Source organism: Leeuwenhoekiella polynyae, from assembly GCF_004104075.1.
Classification (GTDB): Bacteria; Bacteroidota; Bacteroidia; order Flavobacteriales; family Flavobacteriaceae; genus Leeuwenhoekiella; species Leeuwenhoekiella polynyae.
On record NZ_QOVK01000001.1, the window covers coordinates 287,252 to 307,385 of the forward strand.

Annotated in this window: 15 protein-coding genes; 4 read left to right on the top strand and 11 right to left on the bottom strand. The window is 35.7% G+C overall.

Translation table 11 applies throughout. From position 1 onward, the window contains the following. Positions 1 to 129: 129 nt before the first annotated feature. Complete coding sequence (locus DSM02_RS01185; protein WP_164918204.1) at positions 130 to 4,188, top strand: hybrid sensor histidine kinase/response regulator transcription factor; 4,059 nt, start codon at positions 130 to 132, stop codon at positions 4,186 to 4,188. Between the two features lie 761 nt (positions 4,189 to 4,949). Here DSM02_RS01185 and DSM02_RS01190 read toward each other — a convergent pair. The 4 genes from DSM02_RS01190 to DSM02_RS01205 form a co-directional block, all read right to left on the bottom strand. Then, a complete protein-coding gene (locus DSM02_RS01190; RefSeq protein WP_128763933.1) occupies positions 4,950 to 5,651 on the bottom strand; it encodes a response regulator transcription factor in 702 nt (233 codons plus the stop codon). A gap of 26 nt (positions 5,652 to 5,677) precedes the next feature. After that, entirely contained in the window at positions 5,678 to 5,833 is a 156-nt protein-coding gene (locus DSM02_RS20740) for an ATP-binding protein (protein WP_128764320.1), read from the bottom strand. Between the two features lie 310 nt (positions 5,834 to 6,143). Continuing rightward, positions 6,144 to 6,332, bottom strand: coding sequence for a histidine kinase dimerization/phospho-acceptor domain-containing protein (locus tag DSM02_RS20745; protein WP_128764321.1), 189 nt, complete (start codon positions 6,330 to 6,332; stop codon positions 6,144 to 6,146). A 33-nt stretch (positions 6,333 to 6,365) separates the two neighbouring features. Further along, positions 6,366 to 6,677, bottom strand: a complete 312-nt coding sequence (locus DSM02_RS01205; protein WP_128763934.1) for a hypothetical protein — start codon at positions 6,675 to 6,677, stop codon at positions 6,366 to 6,368. Positions 6,678 to 7,121: 444 nt separating this feature from the next. On the opposite strand from DSM02_RS01205, the gene DSM02_RS01210 reads away from it, so the two are divergent. Beyond that, the gene (locus DSM02_RS01210) at positions 7,122 to 8,108 is read left to right on the top strand and encodes a transporter (RefSeq protein ID WP_205875040.1); all 987 of its coding nucleotides are present in this window, start codon (positions 7,122 to 7,124) and stop codon (positions 8,106 to 8,108) included. After that, entirely contained in the window at positions 8,098 to 9,642 is a 1,545-nt protein-coding gene (locus DSM02_RS01215; RefSeq protein ID WP_128763935.1) for a phosphatase PAP2 family protein, read from the top strand. The genes DSM02_RS01210 and DSM02_RS01215 overlap by 11 nt, the downstream gene beginning before the upstream one ends. Before the next feature lie 250 nt (positions 9,643 to 9,892). Here the strand turns inward: DSM02_RS01215 and DSM02_RS01220 are convergent, their stop codons facing one another. The 7 genes from DSM02_RS01220 to DSM02_RS01250 all read right to left on the bottom strand — a co-directional run bounded on the left by DSM02_RS01220 (position 9,893) and on the right by DSM02_RS01250 (position 18,946). Next, complete coding sequence (locus DSM02_RS01220) at positions 9,893 to 10,423, bottom strand: DUF1003 domain-containing protein (protein ID WP_128763936.1); 531 nt, start codon at positions 10,421 to 10,423, stop codon at positions 9,893 to 9,895. Positions 10,424 to 10,841: 418 nt separating this feature from the next. Beyond that, entirely contained in the window at positions 10,842 to 11,225 is a 384-nt protein-coding gene (locus DSM02_RS01225) for a response regulator (RefSeq protein WP_128763937.1), read from the bottom strand. Then, positions 11,212 to 12,777, bottom strand: coding sequence for a hypothetical protein (locus DSM02_RS01230; protein WP_128763938.1), 1,566 nt, complete (start codon positions 12,775 to 12,777; stop codon positions 11,212 to 11,214). Before DSM02_RS01230 ends, DSM02_RS01225 begins: the two co-directional genes overlap by 14 nt. Next, positions 12,774 to 14,669 carry a glycosyltransferase family 2 protein gene (locus DSM02_RS01235; RefSeq protein WP_128763939.1) on the bottom strand — a complete coding sequence of 632 codons (1,896 nt, stop codon included), beginning with the start codon at positions 14,667 to 14,669 and terminating at the stop codon, positions 12,774 to 12,776. The genes DSM02_RS01230 and DSM02_RS01235 overlap by 4 nt, the downstream gene beginning before the upstream one ends. A 1-nt stretch (position 14,670) precedes the next feature. Beyond that, complete coding sequence (locus DSM02_RS01240) at positions 14,671 to 15,561, bottom strand: hypothetical protein (protein WP_128763940.1); 891 nt, start codon at positions 15,559 to 15,561, stop codon at positions 14,671 to 14,673. Next, a complete protein-coding gene (locus tag DSM02_RS01245; RefSeq protein ID WP_128763941.1) occupies positions 15,551 to 17,590 on the bottom strand; it encodes a cellulose biosynthesis cyclic di-GMP-binding regulatory protein BcsB in 2,040 nt (679 codons plus the stop codon). Before DSM02_RS01245 ends, DSM02_RS01240 begins: the two co-directional genes overlap by 11 nt. Before the next feature lie 24 nt (positions 17,591 to 17,614). Further along, positions 17,615 to 18,946, bottom strand: coding sequence for a sensor histidine kinase (locus DSM02_RS01250; protein WP_128763942.1), 1,332 nt, complete (start codon positions 18,944 to 18,946; stop codon positions 17,615 to 17,617). Positions 18,947 to 18,986: 40 nt separating this feature from the next. On the opposite strand from DSM02_RS01250, the gene DSM02_RS01255 reads away from it, so the two are divergent. Continuing rightward, the gene (locus tag DSM02_RS01255) at positions 18,987 to 20,024 is read left to right on the top strand and encodes a glycoside hydrolase family 5 protein (protein ID WP_128763943.1); all 1,038 of its coding nucleotides are present in this window, start codon (positions 18,987 to 18,989) and stop codon (positions 20,022 to 20,024) included. Positions 20,025 to 20,134 lie beyond the last annotated feature (110 nt).

Sequence of the window (20,134 nt, forward strand, 5' to 3'; positions counted from 1 at the left end):
ATGAAACCAAAACATCCTTCGATTAACCAGAAATATGTTATTTTACAAACTCAGGATTTATCTAAGTTTGGATATCCTATTTTGTATTTTTTTTCATGATTTTTGATTTTTTTTTAAACCAGCGCTTTGTTGAAGTATTTAAACGTTTACATCCTATTACAAATACTGTTTCTATTTTGTGGTTATGCACAGAACGGAAGAGTTTTTTCGGTTGATTCTGAGCTTTCAAGCAGCCTTATTAATGATATTTATCAGGATCACAAAGGCTATATTTGGATTGCCACAGAAGACGGACTAAACAAATATGACGGAGCAAAATTTGTTATTTACAAGAGAAACGTGCAGGATTCTACTTCAATTCTCAATAATTATGTAAAGAGTATTTATGAAGACGAAAATAAGAATCTGTATTTTGGTTTTTTTAATGGTCTTCAGATTTATGATCATGGTACCGATACCTTTAAGCAAATACAACTTTCAACTGATGAAGAGAATACGTATGACGCTCATGTCACGAGTATAACGCAACGCGTAACAGGAGAAATTCTTATAGGTACTTCGGGTCGTGGAGTTTTTAGTTTAAAAAAAGATGAGAAAGGTTATTATGCTAAACATTTATCCAATTTTATTCCAACTGCATTCGTAGATCATTTTTATCAGGGCAAAGATCACAATTTATGGATTATTACTCCCGAGACCGGTCTTTTTAAAGTATCCCCTAATAACAGAATGACTCCTTTTTTTCAAGACCCTGAGCAACGTGCCACACTTTCAGCACTAGGTGAAGATGCCGACGGGAACATTTATATAGGTAGTTATACCCAGGGCTTATTTAAGTTTGACCCAATCAAGCAAGATTTTAACCCCATTCCTAATACGCAGAAATTTGCAATTCACAGCCTATTTCTAAATTCTGAAGGTGAGATGTTAGTAGGAACAGATGGAGATGGTTTATTTAAATTTAACACACAAGACTCATCCTTAATCCCATTTCAGATACCGGTATCAAGTTTTGATTCTTCAAAATCAAAAGTGCACGATATCCTTGAAGACGATTCTGGAAATATTTGGCTGGGCCTGTATCAAAAAGGGGTTGCACTCATCCCAAGTAAAAAAAATAACTTCAATTATATTGGCTATGAATCTAATGCACTAGACATTATAGGTTCTAACTGTGTTATGTCTGTTTTTAAAGACTCTATGGGAATATTATGGGTAGGTACAGACGGTGATGGATTATACAGTATAGCTCCAGATTATACAGTGTTAAATCACTATAAAAATCAGAACTACCTGGGAAGACAACTCAATACTGTAGTTTCTATTTATGAAGACAGCAATAATGATTTATGGATAGGTACATACCTTAATGGTTTGGCTAAGATTGATCGCAATTCACTTAAGATGCGATTTATTGAAAATTTGGTAGATGAACAGTCAAATCCTGTAAAAAGTATTTACAGTATCGTAGAAGACTCAAATAAAAACCTATGGTTAGGTTCAATGGGCTCAGGTCTTTTTAACCTCAATATTCAAACTGAGGTTATTAAATCTTGTAATATTCAGATTGCAGACGCACCCAAAGGACCTACTTTTTTTAATAATAAATGGATTAATAATCTACTGTTAGACGATTCTGAAAATTGGCTCTATATCGCTTCTTACGATGGTATTAGCAGGTATAATCTAAAAAATCAAAAATTTCAAACTTTTGAAAACGGGATAAGACAATTTTATGGGGAGATTATTTATACACTTCATCAAGACCATCAGAATTATATCTGGGTAGGAACCGCAAATGGGCTATTAAAAATTGATACTAAGTTCAATAAGCTGGCACACTATAATATAGCGAATGGTCTTCCTAGCAACACTATTTGCTCTATTGAAGAAGATGCTAAACACAAGTTGTGGGTTGCTACAAATCAAGGTATTTCTGAATTTATCTCTGATACTCAGAGTTTTTTAAATTACTATTTTAATGATGGCCTTCAGGGGAATGAGTTTAGTAAGAATGCATCCTATCTTTATCAGGAAAATCAGCTCTTTTTTGGTGGAATGAATGGCATAACTTTTTTTAACCCTTCAGAAATAAAAGATAAAGATACCAAGCCTGAGATATTTATTACAGATGTTTATCTGCAAAATACACCCGTACGTAAAGGGATGAAATCTGGAAATTATACGATTCTTGATAAAGCGATAATTGATGCAGACACTCTCAATCTTTCCTTTCAAGATAATTCATTCAGCCTTGAATTTTCCTCAATGGAATACCGTAATCCAAAACGTATTTCGTACTCCTACTCTATTAATGACAGTCCCTGGATCAATTTAAATCCTGGGGTGAACAGCGTTGCTTTTGATAATCTGGAAGCGGGCTCCTATCATTTTAAACTGCGCGCTAAAGACTACGATAAATATTCTGATGTCAAAATCTTTACAGCGATCGTTCACCCGCTTTGGTTCGCTTCAAAAAAAGCAAAGATTATTTATTTTTTGCTTCTTATTTTAATATTGGTATTGATTATCTATCAACTGAAACAACGGCAAATAAGCCGTAACCGCTTACGGGAATACTCAAAATCTCGTTTAATAAACGAAGCAAAACTTCAGTTTCTTACAAATATATCTCATGATATACGCACCCCACTAACCCTAGTTATTAACCCCCTAAAAAAATTACTTCAGACAGATTCTGATCCGTTGCGCACCAAATCGTACAAAACAATGATGCGTAATACAGAGCGAATTTTACATCTTACAACCCAATTACTTGATGTTCGAAAAATAGACAAGGGACAACTGGAGCTTAAATTTGAAGAAGTCGAGTTGGTTTCCTATATAAATAATATATGTATCCTTTTTGAGGATCAAATAGAAGCTAAAGAAATAAACTTCAATTTCACCCACGAAAAGGATAAACTTCAAGCCTGGATTGACCCCAATTACTTTGACAAGGTGATTCAGAATCTGGTTGCTAATTCTTTGAAATTTGTCAAAAAAGGCGGAATGGTTACGGTAGCTTTAGATATAAACAAAGCCGTTAGAAGTACACACGGCCAGCCGCATTTTCAGGTGAGCGTTATTGATGATGGGATTGGCATCGAAGAGGGAATGGAGAATCTTATTTTTGATCGTTTTTATCAGGTCAAAGGAACACCACACCATCTGGAAGGTACAGGTATAGGATTGAATCTTACCCGCTCAATCGCAGAGTTACACCACGGCACTATTTTTGCTCAAAATAACGAGAATGGTAAAGGCTGTAGGTTTATAATACACATACCTTTGAATAATAAGCATTTATCTCCAGAAGAATTAGCCGAAACAATCTCTACTTCTGATGAGGACCACGAAACAGTTAAAAATAATGAACTCCCAAAATCCTTAGGGGCAGAGCCCGATGTTGTGTATGGTGCAAGTAAAATCCTTGTTGTTGACGATGATATAGATATTCGTAATTATATTAAACGAGAATTATCCTCAAAATTCAATGTCCTACTCGCGGCTGATGGTAAGGAAGCCTTAAATAAAATATTAAAGAAAGAACCTAATCTTGTCATTAGTGATATTATGATGCCTGAGATGGATGGCTTAGAATTATGCCGCCGTATTAAAAAGAATATAAATATCAATCATATTCCTGTTATATTACTCACCGCAAAATCAACTCAAGAGCGTAATCTGGAGAGTTTAAATCTGGGCGCTGATGCTTATATACCGAAACCTTTTGATATTAATATCCTTCAAAAAACAGTTATAAATCTTATTCAAAACCGAAAATTACTTAAGAATACCTTTGATGGTAGTCAACTGCAAGAGGATAAAGTAAAACAGGTAGCAGTCGAATCTTCTGATGAGATTCTACTAAAAAAAATCATTAGTTATATTAACGAAAATATAAACAATTCTGACCTCAATGTGGAAATGATCGCAAACTCTGTTGGAATCAGTCGTGTGCATCTTTACAGAAAGTTGAAAGATCTTACCAATCAATCTGCGAGTGATCTAATTAAAAACATACGCCTTAAACAAGCTGCAGATTTGCTGGTGTCAAAACAAATAAGCATTGCAGAAGTCGCTTATGCGGTAGGATTTTCTAACCTTTCTACCTTCTCCACCAATTTTAAAAATCTATATGGTGAGTCTCCAAAAAAATATCAGGATAGGCGTTTGAAAAAATAAGAAATAGAACAAAAAGTGTTTTTAGGATGTCTTATAATGAAATAGGTTGACGATTTTCGGGTTACTATTTTGTTTTTATTGAGTAATTCATATCTGTATTTTTCAAACCAAAACAATTGATTTTTTTAGGGCTTGAAGAATAAACTTTTCTTTAATCGCAAAGTTGAATATTACGATTCAAAGAATAGGTTTGGATTTTTTAAGGCGGTTTGCTCGATGTCAAAATCTCTATTAATGTCAAAAGAGAAAATACTATTTATGTAATTCATCTATTTTGGTTCGATTTTTCAAACTTATTTCAGTCTTTGAGTTTGTCAAAGTCAAATTGAGTGAACTGTCTCTTTGGTTGAGAAAGTACGTTTTCTCAAATTGGTTACAACTTATTATATCAATACTAAATATAGAGATATACCCTCAAAAATGATGAGATATCAATACTTTTTGTTTTTATATCCATTTAGAAAAACAATCCTTACTTACATAACATACAGAATCCTTAAGTAGACACGCCTGCTTAAGGAACCAGATCTCTACCCTATTACAATTTCAGACTCAGGCCGTCAAACATCCAGATAAAATAGAAGGTAGTGTTCTTCTCTTTTTCAACCCTTATCCCAAAAAAGGGTACCTGATTTTAACCTAATTGAAATACATACTAAATTCCAACCGGAAGGGTTAAACGAAGCCTACTCCCTCAGTTCAGAATGCTCTCGGGAAGCTCCAAAAGATAATAGCGATAACGACGCTTAGCTGACTAATTCCTAAGTCGGAGACTGCTCACTTTCTGAAAGCATAAAGCCGCGCGTGTGGAGATTCTCAATCTTAAGAGTGGGATCATTATTCAGGTATTTACGCAATCTGGATATGTATACATTTAAACTTTTACGATTGAAGTAATCATTTTTCCCCCAAATGCTGGTCAGGATTTCTTTGTGACTGCATAATTGACCTTTATGGGTAACTAAAAAAAGTAAGAGCTCAAATTCTCTTGTAGTTAGACGGGTGGTATGCCCTTCAAAAACAAGTTCACTATTTAATGTATTTAAGGTGTAACCTCCCAGCCTTAATTCCTGATCAATAGCAATGCCTTTAGAAGGTTGTTTGATCCTGGCAAGAAGCGTGTTTAAACGCACAACAAGTTCTTCCTCATCTAAAGGTTTTTTCAAATAATCTACCGCTCCTAATGAAAAACCTTTTAGAACATCAATCTTTAATGAACGGGAAGTAAGAAAAAGAAAAGGGATGGTGCTGTGTTGTAGCTTTATTTTCTGAGCAAGGTCAAAACCCGAACCATCAGGAAGCATCACATCAAGTACGATTAAATCGTACGAATACTGTTTTAAATTTTTGAGTGCATCTGCAGTTGTTTTTGCCAGTGTGATATCAAAACCCTTTAGGGTAAGGTATTCCTGAAGCAAATAGCCTAGAGAGGTATCATCTTCTACCAGTAAAATTTTATTCATTACTAAAAATGTTTTAATAATTTAAACTAAAGCGTAAAGTGTGTTCCCTGGTCCGGTTTACTTGTAACTTCAATTTTAACGCTGTGAAGCTTCATAATTTGATTTACATAAGAAAGCTCCAATCCATATCCGCTTATCGTATGCGAATCATCCTTCGTTACGCGATAGTACTTTTTAAATATTTTTTAACTCCTTTTTAGAAATGCCTATTCCATTATCCTATTACTAACCTTAGTTTCCCTTCTATCTTCTCAGCCTTTAAAACTATTACCTATTTTTTGCATACTTACAGGCATTGTCCAATATAGTGCGTAGTGCCACTTTCTAAATGCCTGAAGCTCCCCTGATAAGATAAGATCCCTCTTCTAAATTAAAGTTAAATTTTAAAAGCCCCTGTTGTTCAAAAAAAATATAGTCTTATAATTTTTTCAAGAACAGGTCTTAAATCCATTTCTTTGAGCTGTACACTTTTTTTTACCGCTTTCAGGCTGGCTAAATCAAGTACTTTATTGATATGAAGCAGTACAGTAGCCTATCACTTTCCCTTTTAATCAATTGCAAAACTGTATGTTCACTGACTTGTAAACGTTCTTCAAGAATTTTGGCAGCTAGCTTTATCAAAAAAACTGGAGTTTTAAGTTCGTGAGTCAGGTTGTTTATAGAATTATTGGTAGTGGTAATTAGCTTGCCTTGCCTATAATACGATCTGAGACTTTAGATCACTGCTAGTATGATTACCAGAACAAATGTAAATCCGGGAATGGTAAGACCATTTAGCTGACTCAGGAAATAGGAATTTACATTATGAAAAGCGAGTTGCAAAATAAGTTCTTTCTCAGTGCTACTCTCCAGGTAACCTTTTATAGGAAACGTGTAAAAAAAAGTATTATCGCCTGTAGTAGCTACATCAGCAGATGTTAGATACGTGATCGAACCTCTAAATTTTACAACAAAGGAAAAAGCAGTATTGATACCTTCGTTTTGCAATTGATATTTTAAATAATCATTGAGATAATAGGTGTTCAATTTTTGGAGGCTGTCCCAATCAATACCTAACTCATCTGTAGTATTTAGTATACTTCTATTGAGCGAATAGATCTATGCATTGAACTCTGACAAATCTTCCTGAACACGGGACTTCACTTTATCCTTTTTAGTGGAAAATTGCGAATTAGCCAATACGAGAACCACCTGCAAATACTGATATTGTACAATCAATAAGCCAGTCACCGCTGTTATAAATAACACGAGATATAGCCACTTCTTCTTAACCATGACTTCAAATAAATGAAACATTGAATAGACTTTAAGGTTTTATTAGGATTATTAATCTTTCATTAATCTTTTTATCTTTTGATTGAACACCTGATAATTGCCCGTGTATTACATTCGTAATCAATACAGAAGAGTTTCCTTAAGCCTTGTATTAAATAAAAGGGGGAATAACAATTCAATAATAACCATAGGTACATGACCCATTATAGAGCTAGTAGTAACACGATATGCAGGATTGTGCAGATTGCATTGTTTTTAAACTTAATACTTATACCATTTAGCTTTTATGCACAAACACCCAGTGATGGTCTGATGATGCCTGCCAAAGAGGCTTGTATTTTAGTGAATTTTCAGAATGGGAGTTTTGATCAATATTGGGAAGGTAGCCGGTTAAGAACAAACGAAACTATTGCCACAGTAACCCGGCAGACTTTGAATCCCATGATAGCGGTGGGTATACTATCAGGTTTAAACGTCTATATTGGTTTGCCATATGTACAAACATCTTCTTCAGTTCCCAATGGAGGTAGATTTGCCGGTGCCGAAGGTTTTCAAGACCTGAACATAGCGCTCAAATATCGGTTTCTGAAACGAAACATAGGTCAGGATCAACTGTCACTTTTTAGCACTGCCAGTTTCTCTACCCCTTTTACTAACTACCTCTCAGACTATATGCCCTACAGCCTTGGCCTGGGAACACCACAGTTTGCGCTACGAGGAATTCTATTTTATGAACTTAAGTCAGGATTTTATCTTAGGGGAATGGGAGCTCACTTATGGCGCGGATATACAAAAGCAGAACGTGATTACTATTATAACAACGGCAGCTATTACACAGCCTGGATGGATGTTCCCAATGCCTGGGATGCAGAAGTAGCATTTGGAAAATGGTTTTTTGATACCACTTTGAGACTCGAGTTCAATTATAATGTTCTCAGGTCAACTAGCGGTGATGATACACGAGCTTACAATGCTGCACAACCTACCAATAAAGTAAATCGAGATCAGGTAGGTGTCACTTTACAGTATTATACATCCTTCCTGAAAGGGCTGGGAGCTGTAGCCAACTATAGCCAAGTGGTTGATGGCAGAAACACCGGGAAGTTTGCAAATCTAAGTCTGGGACTTACGTATCAATTCAACTTTTTAGAAAAATCCAATCCTATTACAGATGTTAACTAGAATACCTTTTAAATTAACAATAATTCTGGGAGTTCTCCTACTGGTATCTTGCGAGAAAGATCTTCCTACCTATTTAGAGTTTCAAACCTACTCCTATTCGGGTATCGATGAAAATGGTGGGACTTGGAAACCCATCCTTATAGATCAGCCTGAAAATGTAGAAATTGATATAGCTGCTAACAGCAGCGATGCATCCTATCAGACCGAGCTAGCAGATTTAAAGGAAAATATGTCTAAAATGACAGCGGCAGATGAAGAGGCTATTCAATACTGGGGAAACAATCCGGTTATACGTTGGAATGAAATTGCGTTAGAACTTATAGCTAAATATAACCTGATACCGGGACCTAATGATGATGGGAGTTATACCCTACCATCCCCCGGTGAGCCAGATGGTCCGCCGGCATTTCCGTTTGCACATCCTCCCTATGCGAGTAGAGCGCTGGCTTATCTTTCGGTAGCACAGTTTGACGCTTTGATTACAGCCTGGCATTATAAATATACATACAACCGCAAGTCTCCCTATCAGCAAGACGCATCAATACCCTACGCCTATGAACCCACGACTATACCTTCTTACCCTTCAGAAGGAGCTGTATTGGCACGGGTTTCCCGAAAAATACTGACTGCGATGTTTCCTCTTGAAGCTGATCATCTTCTTGAACTCGAAGCAGCTCATTTAAAAAGTCTTTCTCAAACTGGCGGATATGTGAACAGTGATCTTACTGCAGGTTTAAGCATTGGTGATCAAATTGCCGAAGCCGCTCTCAGGCGGGCTGCAACTGATGGTATGAAAAAGGCACAAACCTCCAAAGCTGTTTCAGATTCCATCAAACTAGCCGCCTTCAACCGCTTTGGATGGCAATGGGATAATCTGGAATTACCCGCCCGTCCGGTAGGTCTTACCCCTTTATTTGGACAGGTCAAAATGTGGAATGTCGAACGTGTTGAAGATACCCGCCCGGTTGCTCCTCCGGCAATAGGTTCGGAATTATATCTGAAAGATGTTAAAATCCTGAAAGATCATGCCAGGAATATGACAGAAGAAAAGCGAAGGATTGCCAATTTCTGGCAGGATGGCCTGGGAACCTATACTCCACCGGGACACTGGAACCGGTTTGCCAATGAATTCATCGTCAAATATAAAATGAACCCCTTGCGATCTGCACGAACCCTGGCCTATCTCAACATGGCTATTATGGATGCCGGCATCAGTTGTTGGGACGCCAAGTACTACTATCATTATCCCAGGCCTATACAAACAATTGCGGGCTTTAAGACCATTGCAGGTACTCCTAATTTTCCGAGTTATACATCGGGGCATAGTGTTTTTTCTGCAGCCGGAGCCGAAGTTTTAGCGTATATATTTCCAGAGGAAGCCTCTTTAGTAAAAGGTTGGGCAGAAGAAGCTGCTATATCCCGAGTTTATGGAGGTATTCACTGGACCTTTGATGCTGAGGTTGGTACCACTCAAGGTATTGAAGTGGCTAAATATACGCTTTATCGAGCAGCTGCAGATGGTGCAGAAAGATAAGTATCCAAAAATAAAATTTATATCAGGTAGGCTTATATATGTAGCCTACAACCTCAAAAAACACCTTAAATTCACTCAAAAAGGATAAAAATCGGAGCAGGAGTGTTTGGCTTATTAATATGGAACTCAAAACAGCCTTAAAGCACGTTTCTTCATACATTTTTCAGACAACTACTTGAAAGAATAGTCGATACTAATTGTTGCTGTCAATAATAAACCTATAATTATTACCGTTCTGAAATCTATTTTGTCATAGTTTTTGTTCTAGCTTTTTTAAGATTTCCAATTGCGCTGCCTGACTTTCAAATAAGGATTGTATTTGTTCTTCTAAGATTAAGTCAATTTTTTGATTCAATGCATTTATTTCCAATTCAGCCTTTAGATTAATAAGATAATCATTCTCACTGCGTTTTCTGTCTTTTTCTTCTTGCCGATTTTGACTCATCATAATAATGGGTGCTTGTAATGCCGCAATACAAGAAAGAATGAGGTTCATTAATATGAAAGGATACGGGTCAAAATTGTCCTTTATTGGTGTTAAAGTGTTAAACAGTATCCAAACGACTAGTATTATAAAGAATGAGATAATAAATGCCCAACTGCCTCCAAATTTTGCAACCTTATCAGATATACTTTGCCCTTTAGTGAGTAGTTCTTTGGGTGGGTTTAAAAGGTTGTTCGTTATTAAATTTTCATCTTCAATTGCTTTTTTAACTATTTCCTGAAGCTTCTTGACTTGAATAGATTTTGCATTCAGTAAATTATCTAAATCCTTATCCATATTTTGCTTTTTTAATTATGTCTGAACTCTTTTTAAATGCACCTGTGCAACGATAACCTTAATTTTGATTTTAATCAAATCAAAAAGAACCAAAGAGATAATTAAGTTTAAATTATACGTTGAAGCTTACATTACGACTTCATGAAAATTGGTAATCCCCGCTCTTTTCTACTTTAGGTTTTGATCAGATCCTGGTTAGCAATAATACGTTTTAAAGATTCATTTAATTCCACTTTACTGCATACGCTTAACTCGACCACCAAGTTAAATGAAAATCTTTTAAGAGTATGTCATTTATACCCGCACGATCCCTCGGTTCAGAATACCCGTAAAGAGCTCTAAAAAACAGGAGCGCTAGCGACTTAGAGCTGACCTTGCGATTTACGGTTTTGCGCAGCATTTGAGTGATCGTTATCAATTAATGAAAAATCTTATCCAGAATTAATTTAAGCTCATTAAATCGTATAGGTTTTTCAAGGTACGCATCGATAAGATTATCGTATTTCAAATGATTCTCTTCAGAAGCTTGATTTGCGCTAACCACAACAATTGGCGTTCGGCTTTGGATCTCCAAAGTTCTTATGTGCTGAATAACCTCAAAACCGTTCATATCAGGAAGCTTAATGTCCATAAATATAAGATCTGGTTTTAATGATTTAAAACTTTCCAATGCATCATAGCCATTTTCAGCTTCAAGCATAGTACAGTCTGAGACTATTTTGTTTACAATAGTAGTTATTAAAAACCTATTTAGCGGATTGTCATCAACAGTAAGAATAGATCGTAGTTTATCTGAAATCATAGGTTTTATCTTGGGTCTTTAAGATGCTGAAAACTTCATTCTGATATATAACAGGAAAAGATTTGAGGTCTTTATAAAATGTATTTCTTGAGCCTTTTTCTATTTCAAAAATATAAATATCATTAATAATCAGTATGTAATCTGCATGAACAACGGGTACTTGTAATGCCATATAAAAATCATTATCAAACTGATCAACGTATTGTACCTCTTTTCTAGTTAATGCGCTCACCGGATAGGTTAATGAATTGTCGGTCAAAATTTTAGAGCCTTGCGGAATATTTTCCTTAATGTATTGAGCTGTCTCGGTAACATCTTCGGTATTCAAAGGTGCCTCTTGTTTTAGGAATGACAACATATTTTGTTCTCGGGGATTCTCAGAATTTTCTAAATAATAATACTCGCTGGTCAGGCATAAACACAACAAAGCAAAGCTTGTCAAATACACCACCCTATTGGACCTAAAAAACTGTATCATAGGTGTTTGCAAGAGATGAATAAAACCCGCTATTCCTGCAGCATTTATAATGGTCAAGTCTTCAAGAGGAAGTCTTTGCAGCGGGTTGGAGTTCAATTTGTAAATAATCCATACCGGAACCAGAAACAAGATCAATTGAAACAACAATTTCTTTCTACCTACTAAAAATGAAAGCATAAACGGGGCCGATAAAAGAAAAGAGGAAGTAATGGTATATTTCCAAGAGTCAAAAATTAATAAGTCATCCGGATCGAGCTGGTAAAAAACAAAACTCAGCTCAGGTTGATTATTCCAAGATGTGGTTTTCGCATCAGCAAAAAACATAAAATCTCCCGTAAACCAGTAATTGATTATTAGGAAAAAACCAAAACCCATTAAAGGCGTAAAGAGAATAACTAAAAGTGTGGATAAAGATTTATTTAAAAGTTCGCGAGCAGAAAATCTGTTTTGAGTTAGTTCTTTAAATATACCAATATATGATTTTTGAATATCTGTAAAGTTAAAAAGGCTGAATAAAAATATAATCGGAACAATAAAGATAAGAATCCACAAAAACGTATAATCCAACAAGGCAAAAAGCGTCAAACTGAGACTAATCATCACAAAATTATACGAAGTGTAATCCCGAGTATAACGAAATAAAAAATTAAAGAACACGTAATAAAGAATCAGGAACAAGTATAGCGAGGTACCCGAAATAGCAATCGAAAGAATAACCGGACTGGTTAAAAAGTAGATACTTACCAAAACAGAAACCGTTTTCATTCTTTGCTGAAATAACTCTACTATGATATGTGCAGCAAAAAAACCCATTATTAAACCCGAAGTGATAAGCGGCGCCCACAACGGATTGATAAGTGACGCAGGTATATTAAGGAGCTGGGTTAATGCCGGATAAGTAAAATAAAAAAGCTCAAGCGTTTTTACATCACTTGTAAACAGCAGTTGCAGGCGATCACTAAGGAATAAAGGCTCTAGAAATGTAAACCCCAGAGATTGCTGATAAAAGCCCATCCCGATATAGTAAGCAGAAATGAGCAGTCCAATTAATAGAACGGAATATATCTTTTTCATTCTGTTTCCGGTTTATGCTCTTTGGTGAGGCCGTGATTGGTCTTTTCCCAATAAAAGGGTTTAGATACCAGCTGAAAAAGGCCTTTATATGCAGATATGGAATGCATGAGCCAGTATACCGGGTTAGTTATGGCATATAAGATTAAACTATACGATTTCCTGCGGAAAACTGCGATCATATTTATGTATATCATCAACAGGTTACCGGCCATAAAGTTAAAAACAGAAATAATTATAACCCATTCCGGAAATATCAACTTAAAAAAATTGATGATTTCCGTATTTAAAGATCCTACAAAATGGGAACTGATGTCAAATGTCAAAAAAATATAAAACAGAAACAGTAGCAGTAATACTGGATAAGCCAAAAAAGTAAAAAAGGTACCGCCAATAAAAAACTGGAACCCCAAAAAACCATTAAGACCTACTTCCCTGTACAATTTAGCAGGGTTTCGCATATGAACCAAGTAGGTCTGCATATATCCTTTGATCCATCTGGACCGCTGTCTAATCCAATTGTAAAATGCATTATTGGCTTCTTCGTAGGTCGTGGAATTCAATACGGTTACCTTATAACCTTTAGCATAAGCTCGAATCCCCAAGTCTGCATCTTCCGTTACATTAAACCCATCCCATCCCCCAAGTTCAATCAGTTTGTCAAACTTAAAATGATTACTGGTTCCCCCCAAAGGAATAGGAACTTTTAAACCGTCTAATCCCGGGAGCATATAATCAAACCAATAGGAATATTCTAGGGTAAACATTCTGGTGAGAAAATTCTCTGTTTTGTTGAAATAATTCAGGGCACATTGAATGACAATATATTCCTCCGGAAGCTTTTTAAACAGACTGTGTACCATTTTGAGCTGGTCACTATCCGGTATGTCTTCTGCATCATAAATAGTAAGATAGGTACCTTTGCTGAAATGGAGTCCGTAATTACAGGCTTTGGGTTTTGTTTTAGGCTGAGCATAGGGAATGATTACCGGATCAAAGATACACGGGAACTTGAGGTTTTTTACAGCATTAAAAGTGACTTCATCGTCTGATTCTATGAGCAGTTTAACATCTAGTTTCTCTTTAGGATAATCTAGGTTTTGCAGGTTTGAAGCGAGTTTATAAATCACTTCAGATTCTTTAAAAACCGGTAATTGAATAGTATAATAGGGTAAATCCTCATCTTTGATTTCAGAAAGCTCTGCCTGTGATATTTTCTGAATCGTTTCTGACCTGGCTCCTACCACTGTTAAAAGAAATTTGAAGCCTATTGCCAGCAGCAAAAACAAATTGATGAACAGATTAAGACCTATGAGTGTTGTCACCGGGTAAAAAAGCAATACGCTCAAAAAAATAAAACCTAAAATACCCAATACCAAAACCTGTCTTAAAGTAAACGTTTCCAGCGCAGAACTTTTAGTATCCTTCTCGTAGAGTTCAAATACCGCTTTGCGTAAGATAACTCCTCCGTAAGTCATATGCATAGCTTTGACAATATCCAGATCTTCACCAATGTAAATGGTACCTACTTCATAGCCGAAGAAGACTTTAAATCGTGTTATGCTGATATCATCTGAGGGGTCTGCTGTTACCAGGTCAACTTTTCCTTCTTTAAGGGTTAACGGATAGAGATTTTGATCTAATAAAAAATCAAACTCTTCTTTGGTAAGTTCCTTTTTGATTTTTGAAAGACTGGTATAATCAAACTGAAAAAAAGAAATATTTAAAGATTGCAGGTGTTCTTTAAACTTGAGTCTTGAAAGAAATGCATAATTAAGGGTAACCTTTAGGAATGATTTATTGAGGCTTTTACTCATTTCCTCTATTTGGGCATAGACCTCCTGAGTAATCAAACCTGATTTTAAAAAAATATCATTTCTATAGTGGTTGAGCATTTTATCTGATTTTAATCACAGAGAATAACTGAAATCCGCGTCCAATTGCAGCATTACGGTTATAGATATCATGAAAGAACCCGCCATAAAGTGCAACATCCGGAGTAAATTCATAGCCCATATTTCCTGAAGCTTTAATCATTTTATAATCTGCAACAGCCTGTAAATTGGTATTGAAAAAAGCTTCATTCTCACTAAATGAAAACATTCCTTCAAGTTCTCCCAACAAAACTAGCTTACTTGTGATGCGATAGCCCTCTGAAAGTAAAAAACGTAACTGTGCAGGATCATTCGGAAAAAAATATCGGAAGCCAAGCTCTACCTTATGAAAATTATTATATTCTCCTAAGAATGGTAGATTTCCCACCAGAGCCAGGCGGGATTCTAAGGCAAAGAGATCATATCCCGCAAAAGGAGGGCTTGTATTTTCATAACCCGGAATATACCCAATCAGGCTTCCCAACAGATAATTATTCTTAAGTTTTGCCAGATGAAAACGAAGTCCTAGTTCTATATCCCCAAAATCTGTATTGGTATTGAATTCAGAATTTGTTTCGTATTTATTAAAAAAATAGGGAATGGAGGCAATAAGATTAACTTTTTCGGAAATCAATGGTGCTGCAATAAATACTCTGGGATTAAAATTGCTATACCTTCCGTTATCAGCAAAATTAATTTTTGTTCCTCTTGAATTCCTATATGAATCTGCAACATAATGACTTATATAAGGTGAAATGAGAATTTCACCTTTAGCCTGTTGCCATGGATTTAAACGGACCGATGTCTCTGTCAAGGTCGTGTCGGGTTGAGGCTGACTCAAGCGATCAAGATCTTGAGCCTGTAGTTGGTAAGCCGTAAAACAAATAAATAGTAGGACCAGTTTAGTTTTCATTCACTATATTTTTTTTGGACTGTTGGGATTTTTGAAAAATATAAATCAGGGTTACCACCATGATTACAAACAATGCGAAAATGACAAAAACCCGATAGTCACTCCAAAACACGTCAAAATTACTTTGGATTTCTTCTTTGTTTGCCTGACTGTTTAACGTATTTAAATCAAAAATAAATGCTTCGCGATCGCCTGACAAAATAAGATCTCCCTTACCCTGACTCCCCTGCTCTTCTAACTTAGTCACCATAAATTCTAAAGCGGATGCTTTATCTTCGGGTACATACATATACATTGCATTAACAGCTCCTTTTTTAAATAATTGGGCTACTCCGAGTTCTTCAGAATAGGCTAAATTGAAATACTTCGCATAGTCTGTTTTCTCAAAATTATATCTATCCCCTTCAAGATTGAAATTAGCAGTAGATGCATCAAATCGGGTTAATGAACCGGATCTTGAAGAAATAATTATGGGGCTGAATTTGTCTCCATTATGTTTGAGGCTGTCTGCGGGCATGATTCTTGGATAAAGATATGCTCTTTGGTAAGCACCTGAATTTATGCTTTTTATAAGCTCACTTAATGCAGATATATGGTCTTTATCATAGGGCATATCCAGATAGATTGCGGGTGGCTGATTTGAAGTCAAGATTTCCGGATAGTAGAAAAAGTCCAGATCTTTATTTTCGCTATATCCCGCAGCTTTAATGAAGGAACGATCTAGATTGATCTGGGCATAGAATAAAATAGGATTTTTTATGCATAACCCCCCTGCAGGGACATAGTAGTACTCCACTTTTATCTGACTGTTTTTACCCAGATTTAAATTTTCAAAAGTGATCGTGCGGTCAAACTTCCCTGTGGTGTTTAAAGCTTCACTCAGCTCTAAATTCTCATTGAGGTAAATATTTACATAAGCGTTTTCCGTTTCTTTTAACGGGCGGTAGGTAAATGATAACTGCATGGTCAACTCCGACAAATCGGCTCCAAATAGTGATCGGGAAAATGTTATCTCTTTCGAAAGTTTACCAATACCTTCGGTTATTTCGTCAGCAACTCCAAGCTGTCTGAAATTTAGCTTTTGATCTATAGAAGGATGTTTATAGCTCATATCCATACCCTCATTTACCGTATAGGTATCACTATATGCACTCTGCAGGATGTCTTTAGCCAACAAACTCTGGGAAGCGTTGAGAAAGCTTTTTAAATGGGTTCCAGTTACCAACAAGGTTTGAATTAGGTTACCTGCACCTGTATCACCAGTGGTTAATGTATCAGCTAAGGTTAATAATTTTATTAAACCTGCTGACTTCACATCTTCTACAGCAGATTCTCTGATTTTTTCAGGAAGTTTTTCAAATTTGCTTAGTGTAATACTGTTGGTATGAGCTTTATTATAGGTTTGGGGTATGTTTTCAATTTGAAGTTCTGTTCCCCATTCCCGTTTAAAGAAAAACTTAATATATGCGGCGTAATTTAACTCCTCATATGAAGGATTTTCAGGTATTAGAAGCTTTTCTATTCTTGGAATGAATTCAGCTATAGTTATGGGTTTACTATAAGATTTATCGTAGTCGAGACTGATAAAAGAGGAATTGAGCCGCCGAATCCAAAAGGCACCTTCGTTATATATCTCACAAATATCATCAGCTATTGAGAAGTTATTCAGAACTTCAATTTTTAAAAATCCAGACACCACATCTTCAGCCTCGAAAGATTCTGTAAAACTTACTTTATAATCCCCTTCTCCAGGAGATTTTGTCGCCCGTGGAGTTCCCGCAACAACCAAGGTAATAAAACTCTTATCTCTGGTTAAAACTTCAGATGTTTTAAAATCAAGATGAATGCTGTTATTCTTAAGAAGTATAGCACGATCTACGGGAATAAAGTAAGTCATCTTGGTATGAGATCCCCAGGTAATCGTTTCTTCCGGATAATTAAAGGTTGTAAAATCTAGGTTGATCTGCGCAAAAGCATTAAAAAAATTCAGTAATGCTAAAACTGTAAATCCTAATATTTTTTTTTTCATTGTTTAATTTTTGTAATCAAATACTCAATCCAATTTGCTACTGTATGTAAATTCAATAAGAAATTCAAAGCCCAAAGTATTTGATGCACTGTACCTCAAATGACCATCTAAAAGCTCAATATTATTTTTTGCAATACTCAGACCTAACCCCCGATTGCTTTGTTTATCCTGTAACTGATAATAGGATAGGTTCTTAAAGTAAGACTCCAACTGAGCCATAGGTAAACCAGTCTTTCTGTTTACAATTTCTAGCAGTATCAAATCCTGATAATTGCGGGAGGTGATCATTAGGGTATCATTATTTCTTGAAAACCGAATAGCATAATTCAACAAATTATAAATAGCTGTATTTGCAATGTTTCGATCTACATAAATGAATGAATTTGCTGCCTGTAAATCAATGTGGAACTTAATATTTTGAGAAGTTATTTTTTCGAAGAGTTTTAAGCGATTATTGTTAATCAATTCGTGGAGATCAATTCTAGACTTGTTCAACACTATTTGTTCTTCTGCCTCTTCCCGGAAGTTATTAAAAAAGGTATGCTCACCAGAGGCTTCTTCTAGCGAATTTTTAATCATACCTAAAAAATTATTTTGCTCAGGTTGCACCGTGTATTGCCCCTCCAATTCTATAAGTTCTATAAGGGATTCTATACTTCCCAATTTGTTTTTTAGATCATGCCTAAAGACTTTCACACTATTTTCATAGCGGCTAAGCTTTTGCTTTTGAATGTCATTTTCCTTTTGCAAACTGAGATTAAGGCGTGATACTTCTTTACTTTCCTGTTGAAGTCTATAGAACTCTTTCAATTCATCAACGAGACTCAACATTTTCACAGAGGGAAAAATGATACTGAAAGCTACCACAGCCAGCACGGTGTACATGCCGTAATGTTCCAACTCTGAAAAATTGAGCACATCATAAAAATCCATACCTACAATTAAAACACTCAGCACAAAACACTGAAAAACAGCACTTCCCAGTGTCCATACAGCAATACTGTTAAAAGCTATGAATGTTATACAAATGAGGGAAAGGTATAAATAGTATCCCATTACCCCCGCTAAACTCATACTGAAGAGGAATAAAAAACTCAATAGAATTAAAACCAAATGAAGAATTAATGTAGGTTTTTTAAGTATTTTAGATAAAAAATAATTGCAGACAGCAATTAAAGTCAGGGTACAGCCGTTAAGAGATGTTAGAACTATATATTTATCTTCTATGAGAAGAAAATCTAAAATGGAAATAAATATCATAAAGAATATGGAACCCCAAATCAGGATATTTGAAGCTTTCCACATTTGCGCTTCAAGCGCTTCTAAAAAGTAAGTTTTAGATAATCTTGTTTTCATCGGAATTTTTAGATGCAGTACGAATATAGTAATTACGGCTATGACCTCAGTTAATTGGAAGGCTTTTTTAAGCTTTATTTTTATAGTTTGTAAGATATTTATTACTTATAGCCAAGGAATTAATATTACAGGACTGGAACAAACCTGGAACTTAGAGAAGGTCCCCAATTATCAGGATTATCAAACCAACCTGAAATTGGTTTCAAATGCAGGAATTAAAAACATCAGACTTCCTATTGATCTAAGCTATTTTCTTAATAATACAAGCAAAGCCGAAAACAAGCGATTGAAGAAGTTGGTTAAACGCATCACGCGTTTCGCTTCGCAACAACAGATGATCCTGATTTTATCAAATTTCAATCAGGATCTTAATCAACAAAATTATCAGACTCAAGGAAAACGAATTGCTGAAAATTGGTTGCAATTACTTAATTTTCTGAAACAGAACCATCTGCTTTATTCAGAACTCTATATTGATATTGTAAATGAGCCAGCACTTTATCCAAAAGAATGGGAAGAAACAGCTAAAGCTATCATCAAACGTATTCGTATAAACTATCCTGAAATTGGTATCGTGTATGGAGCTTCAAATTATAATAGCATTTATGAGCTATCACGGATGCAACCCCTTCCTTTTGATTCTATAATTTACAGTTTTCATTTCTATGAACCCTTTATATTCACACATCAGGGAACAAACTGGACCGGGGATCAGAATGCAACTACCGGGATTCCTTTTCCGTATCCTGATTCTACTGAAGTTACCCCAATGCCTCAATTGTCGGAAAAAGCGATTGGTACTGCTGGAGCAGTAAATTTTAGGGATTATTCTCAGACCGGAACTTATCAGGCTATTCGTGATAAATTAACTTTAGTAGACACCTGGAGAAGTACTCACGGTGTTGAAGTATGGTGCACCGAATATGGAGCAACTCGAAATGCAGACAAACAATCACGTATAAAGTATTTAAAAGCTGTAAATGAGGCTTTAAAAGAACTTCGTATACCAGGTTATATTTGGGAGTATCGCGGAAATTTTGGGATTGACGATTTACCTATTTCTACTGTTTTTAAATAATATCATTAGTGTCTCGGTAAAAAAATAATACAGCCAGCTGTTTAAGTATTGCATGAACGGATCTACTTTGCACCTTATTGTATGAACCTATTTTTAAGGTATGTACCGAA

Excerpts from the sequence above, each read along its gene's own strand:
- DSM02_RS01225 (WP_128763937.1), bottom strand. The coding sequence starts at position 11,225 with ATGATTTCAGATAAACTACGATCTATTCTTACTGTTGATGACAATCCG.
- DSM02_RS01235 (WP_128763939.1), bottom strand. The coding sequence starts at position 14,669 with ATGCTCAACCACTATAGAAATGATATTTTTTTAAAATCAGGTTTGATT.
- DSM02_RS01220 (WP_128763936.1), bottom strand. The coding sequence starts at position 10,423 with ATGGATAAGGATTTAGATAATTTACTGAATGCAAAATCTATTCAAGTC.
- DSM02_RS01230 (WP_128763938.1), bottom strand. The coding sequence starts at position 12,777 with ATGAAAAAGATATATTCCGTTCTATTAATTGGACTGCTCATTTCTGCT.
- DSM02_RS01250 (WP_128763942.1), bottom strand. The coding sequence starts at position 18,946 with ATGAAAACAAGATTATCTAAAACTTACTTTTTAGAAGCGCTTGAAGCG.
- DSM02_RS01255 (WP_128763943.1), top strand. The coding sequence starts at position 18,987 with ATGACCTCAGTTAATTGGAAGGCTTTTTTAAGCTTTATTTTTATAGTT.
- DSM02_RS01210 (WP_205875040.1), top strand. The coding sequence starts at position 7,122 with ATGACCCATTATAGAGCTAGTAGTAACACGATATGCAGGATTGTGCAG.
- DSM02_RS01215 (WP_128763935.1), top strand. The coding sequence starts at position 8,098 with ATGTTAACTAGAATACCTTTTAAATTAACAATAATTCTGGGAGTTCTC.
- DSM02_RS01245 (WP_128763941.1), bottom strand. The coding sequence starts at position 17,590 with ATGAAAAAAAAAATATTAGGATTTACAGTTTTAGCATTACTGAATTTT.
- DSM02_RS01240 (WP_128763940.1), bottom strand. The coding sequence starts at position 15,561 with ATGAAAACTAAACTGGTCCTACTATTTATTTGTTTTACGGCTTACCAA.
- DSM02_RS01190 (WP_128763933.1), bottom strand. The coding sequence starts at position 5,651 with ATGAATAAAATTTTACTGGTAGAAGATGATACCTCTCTAGGCTATTTG.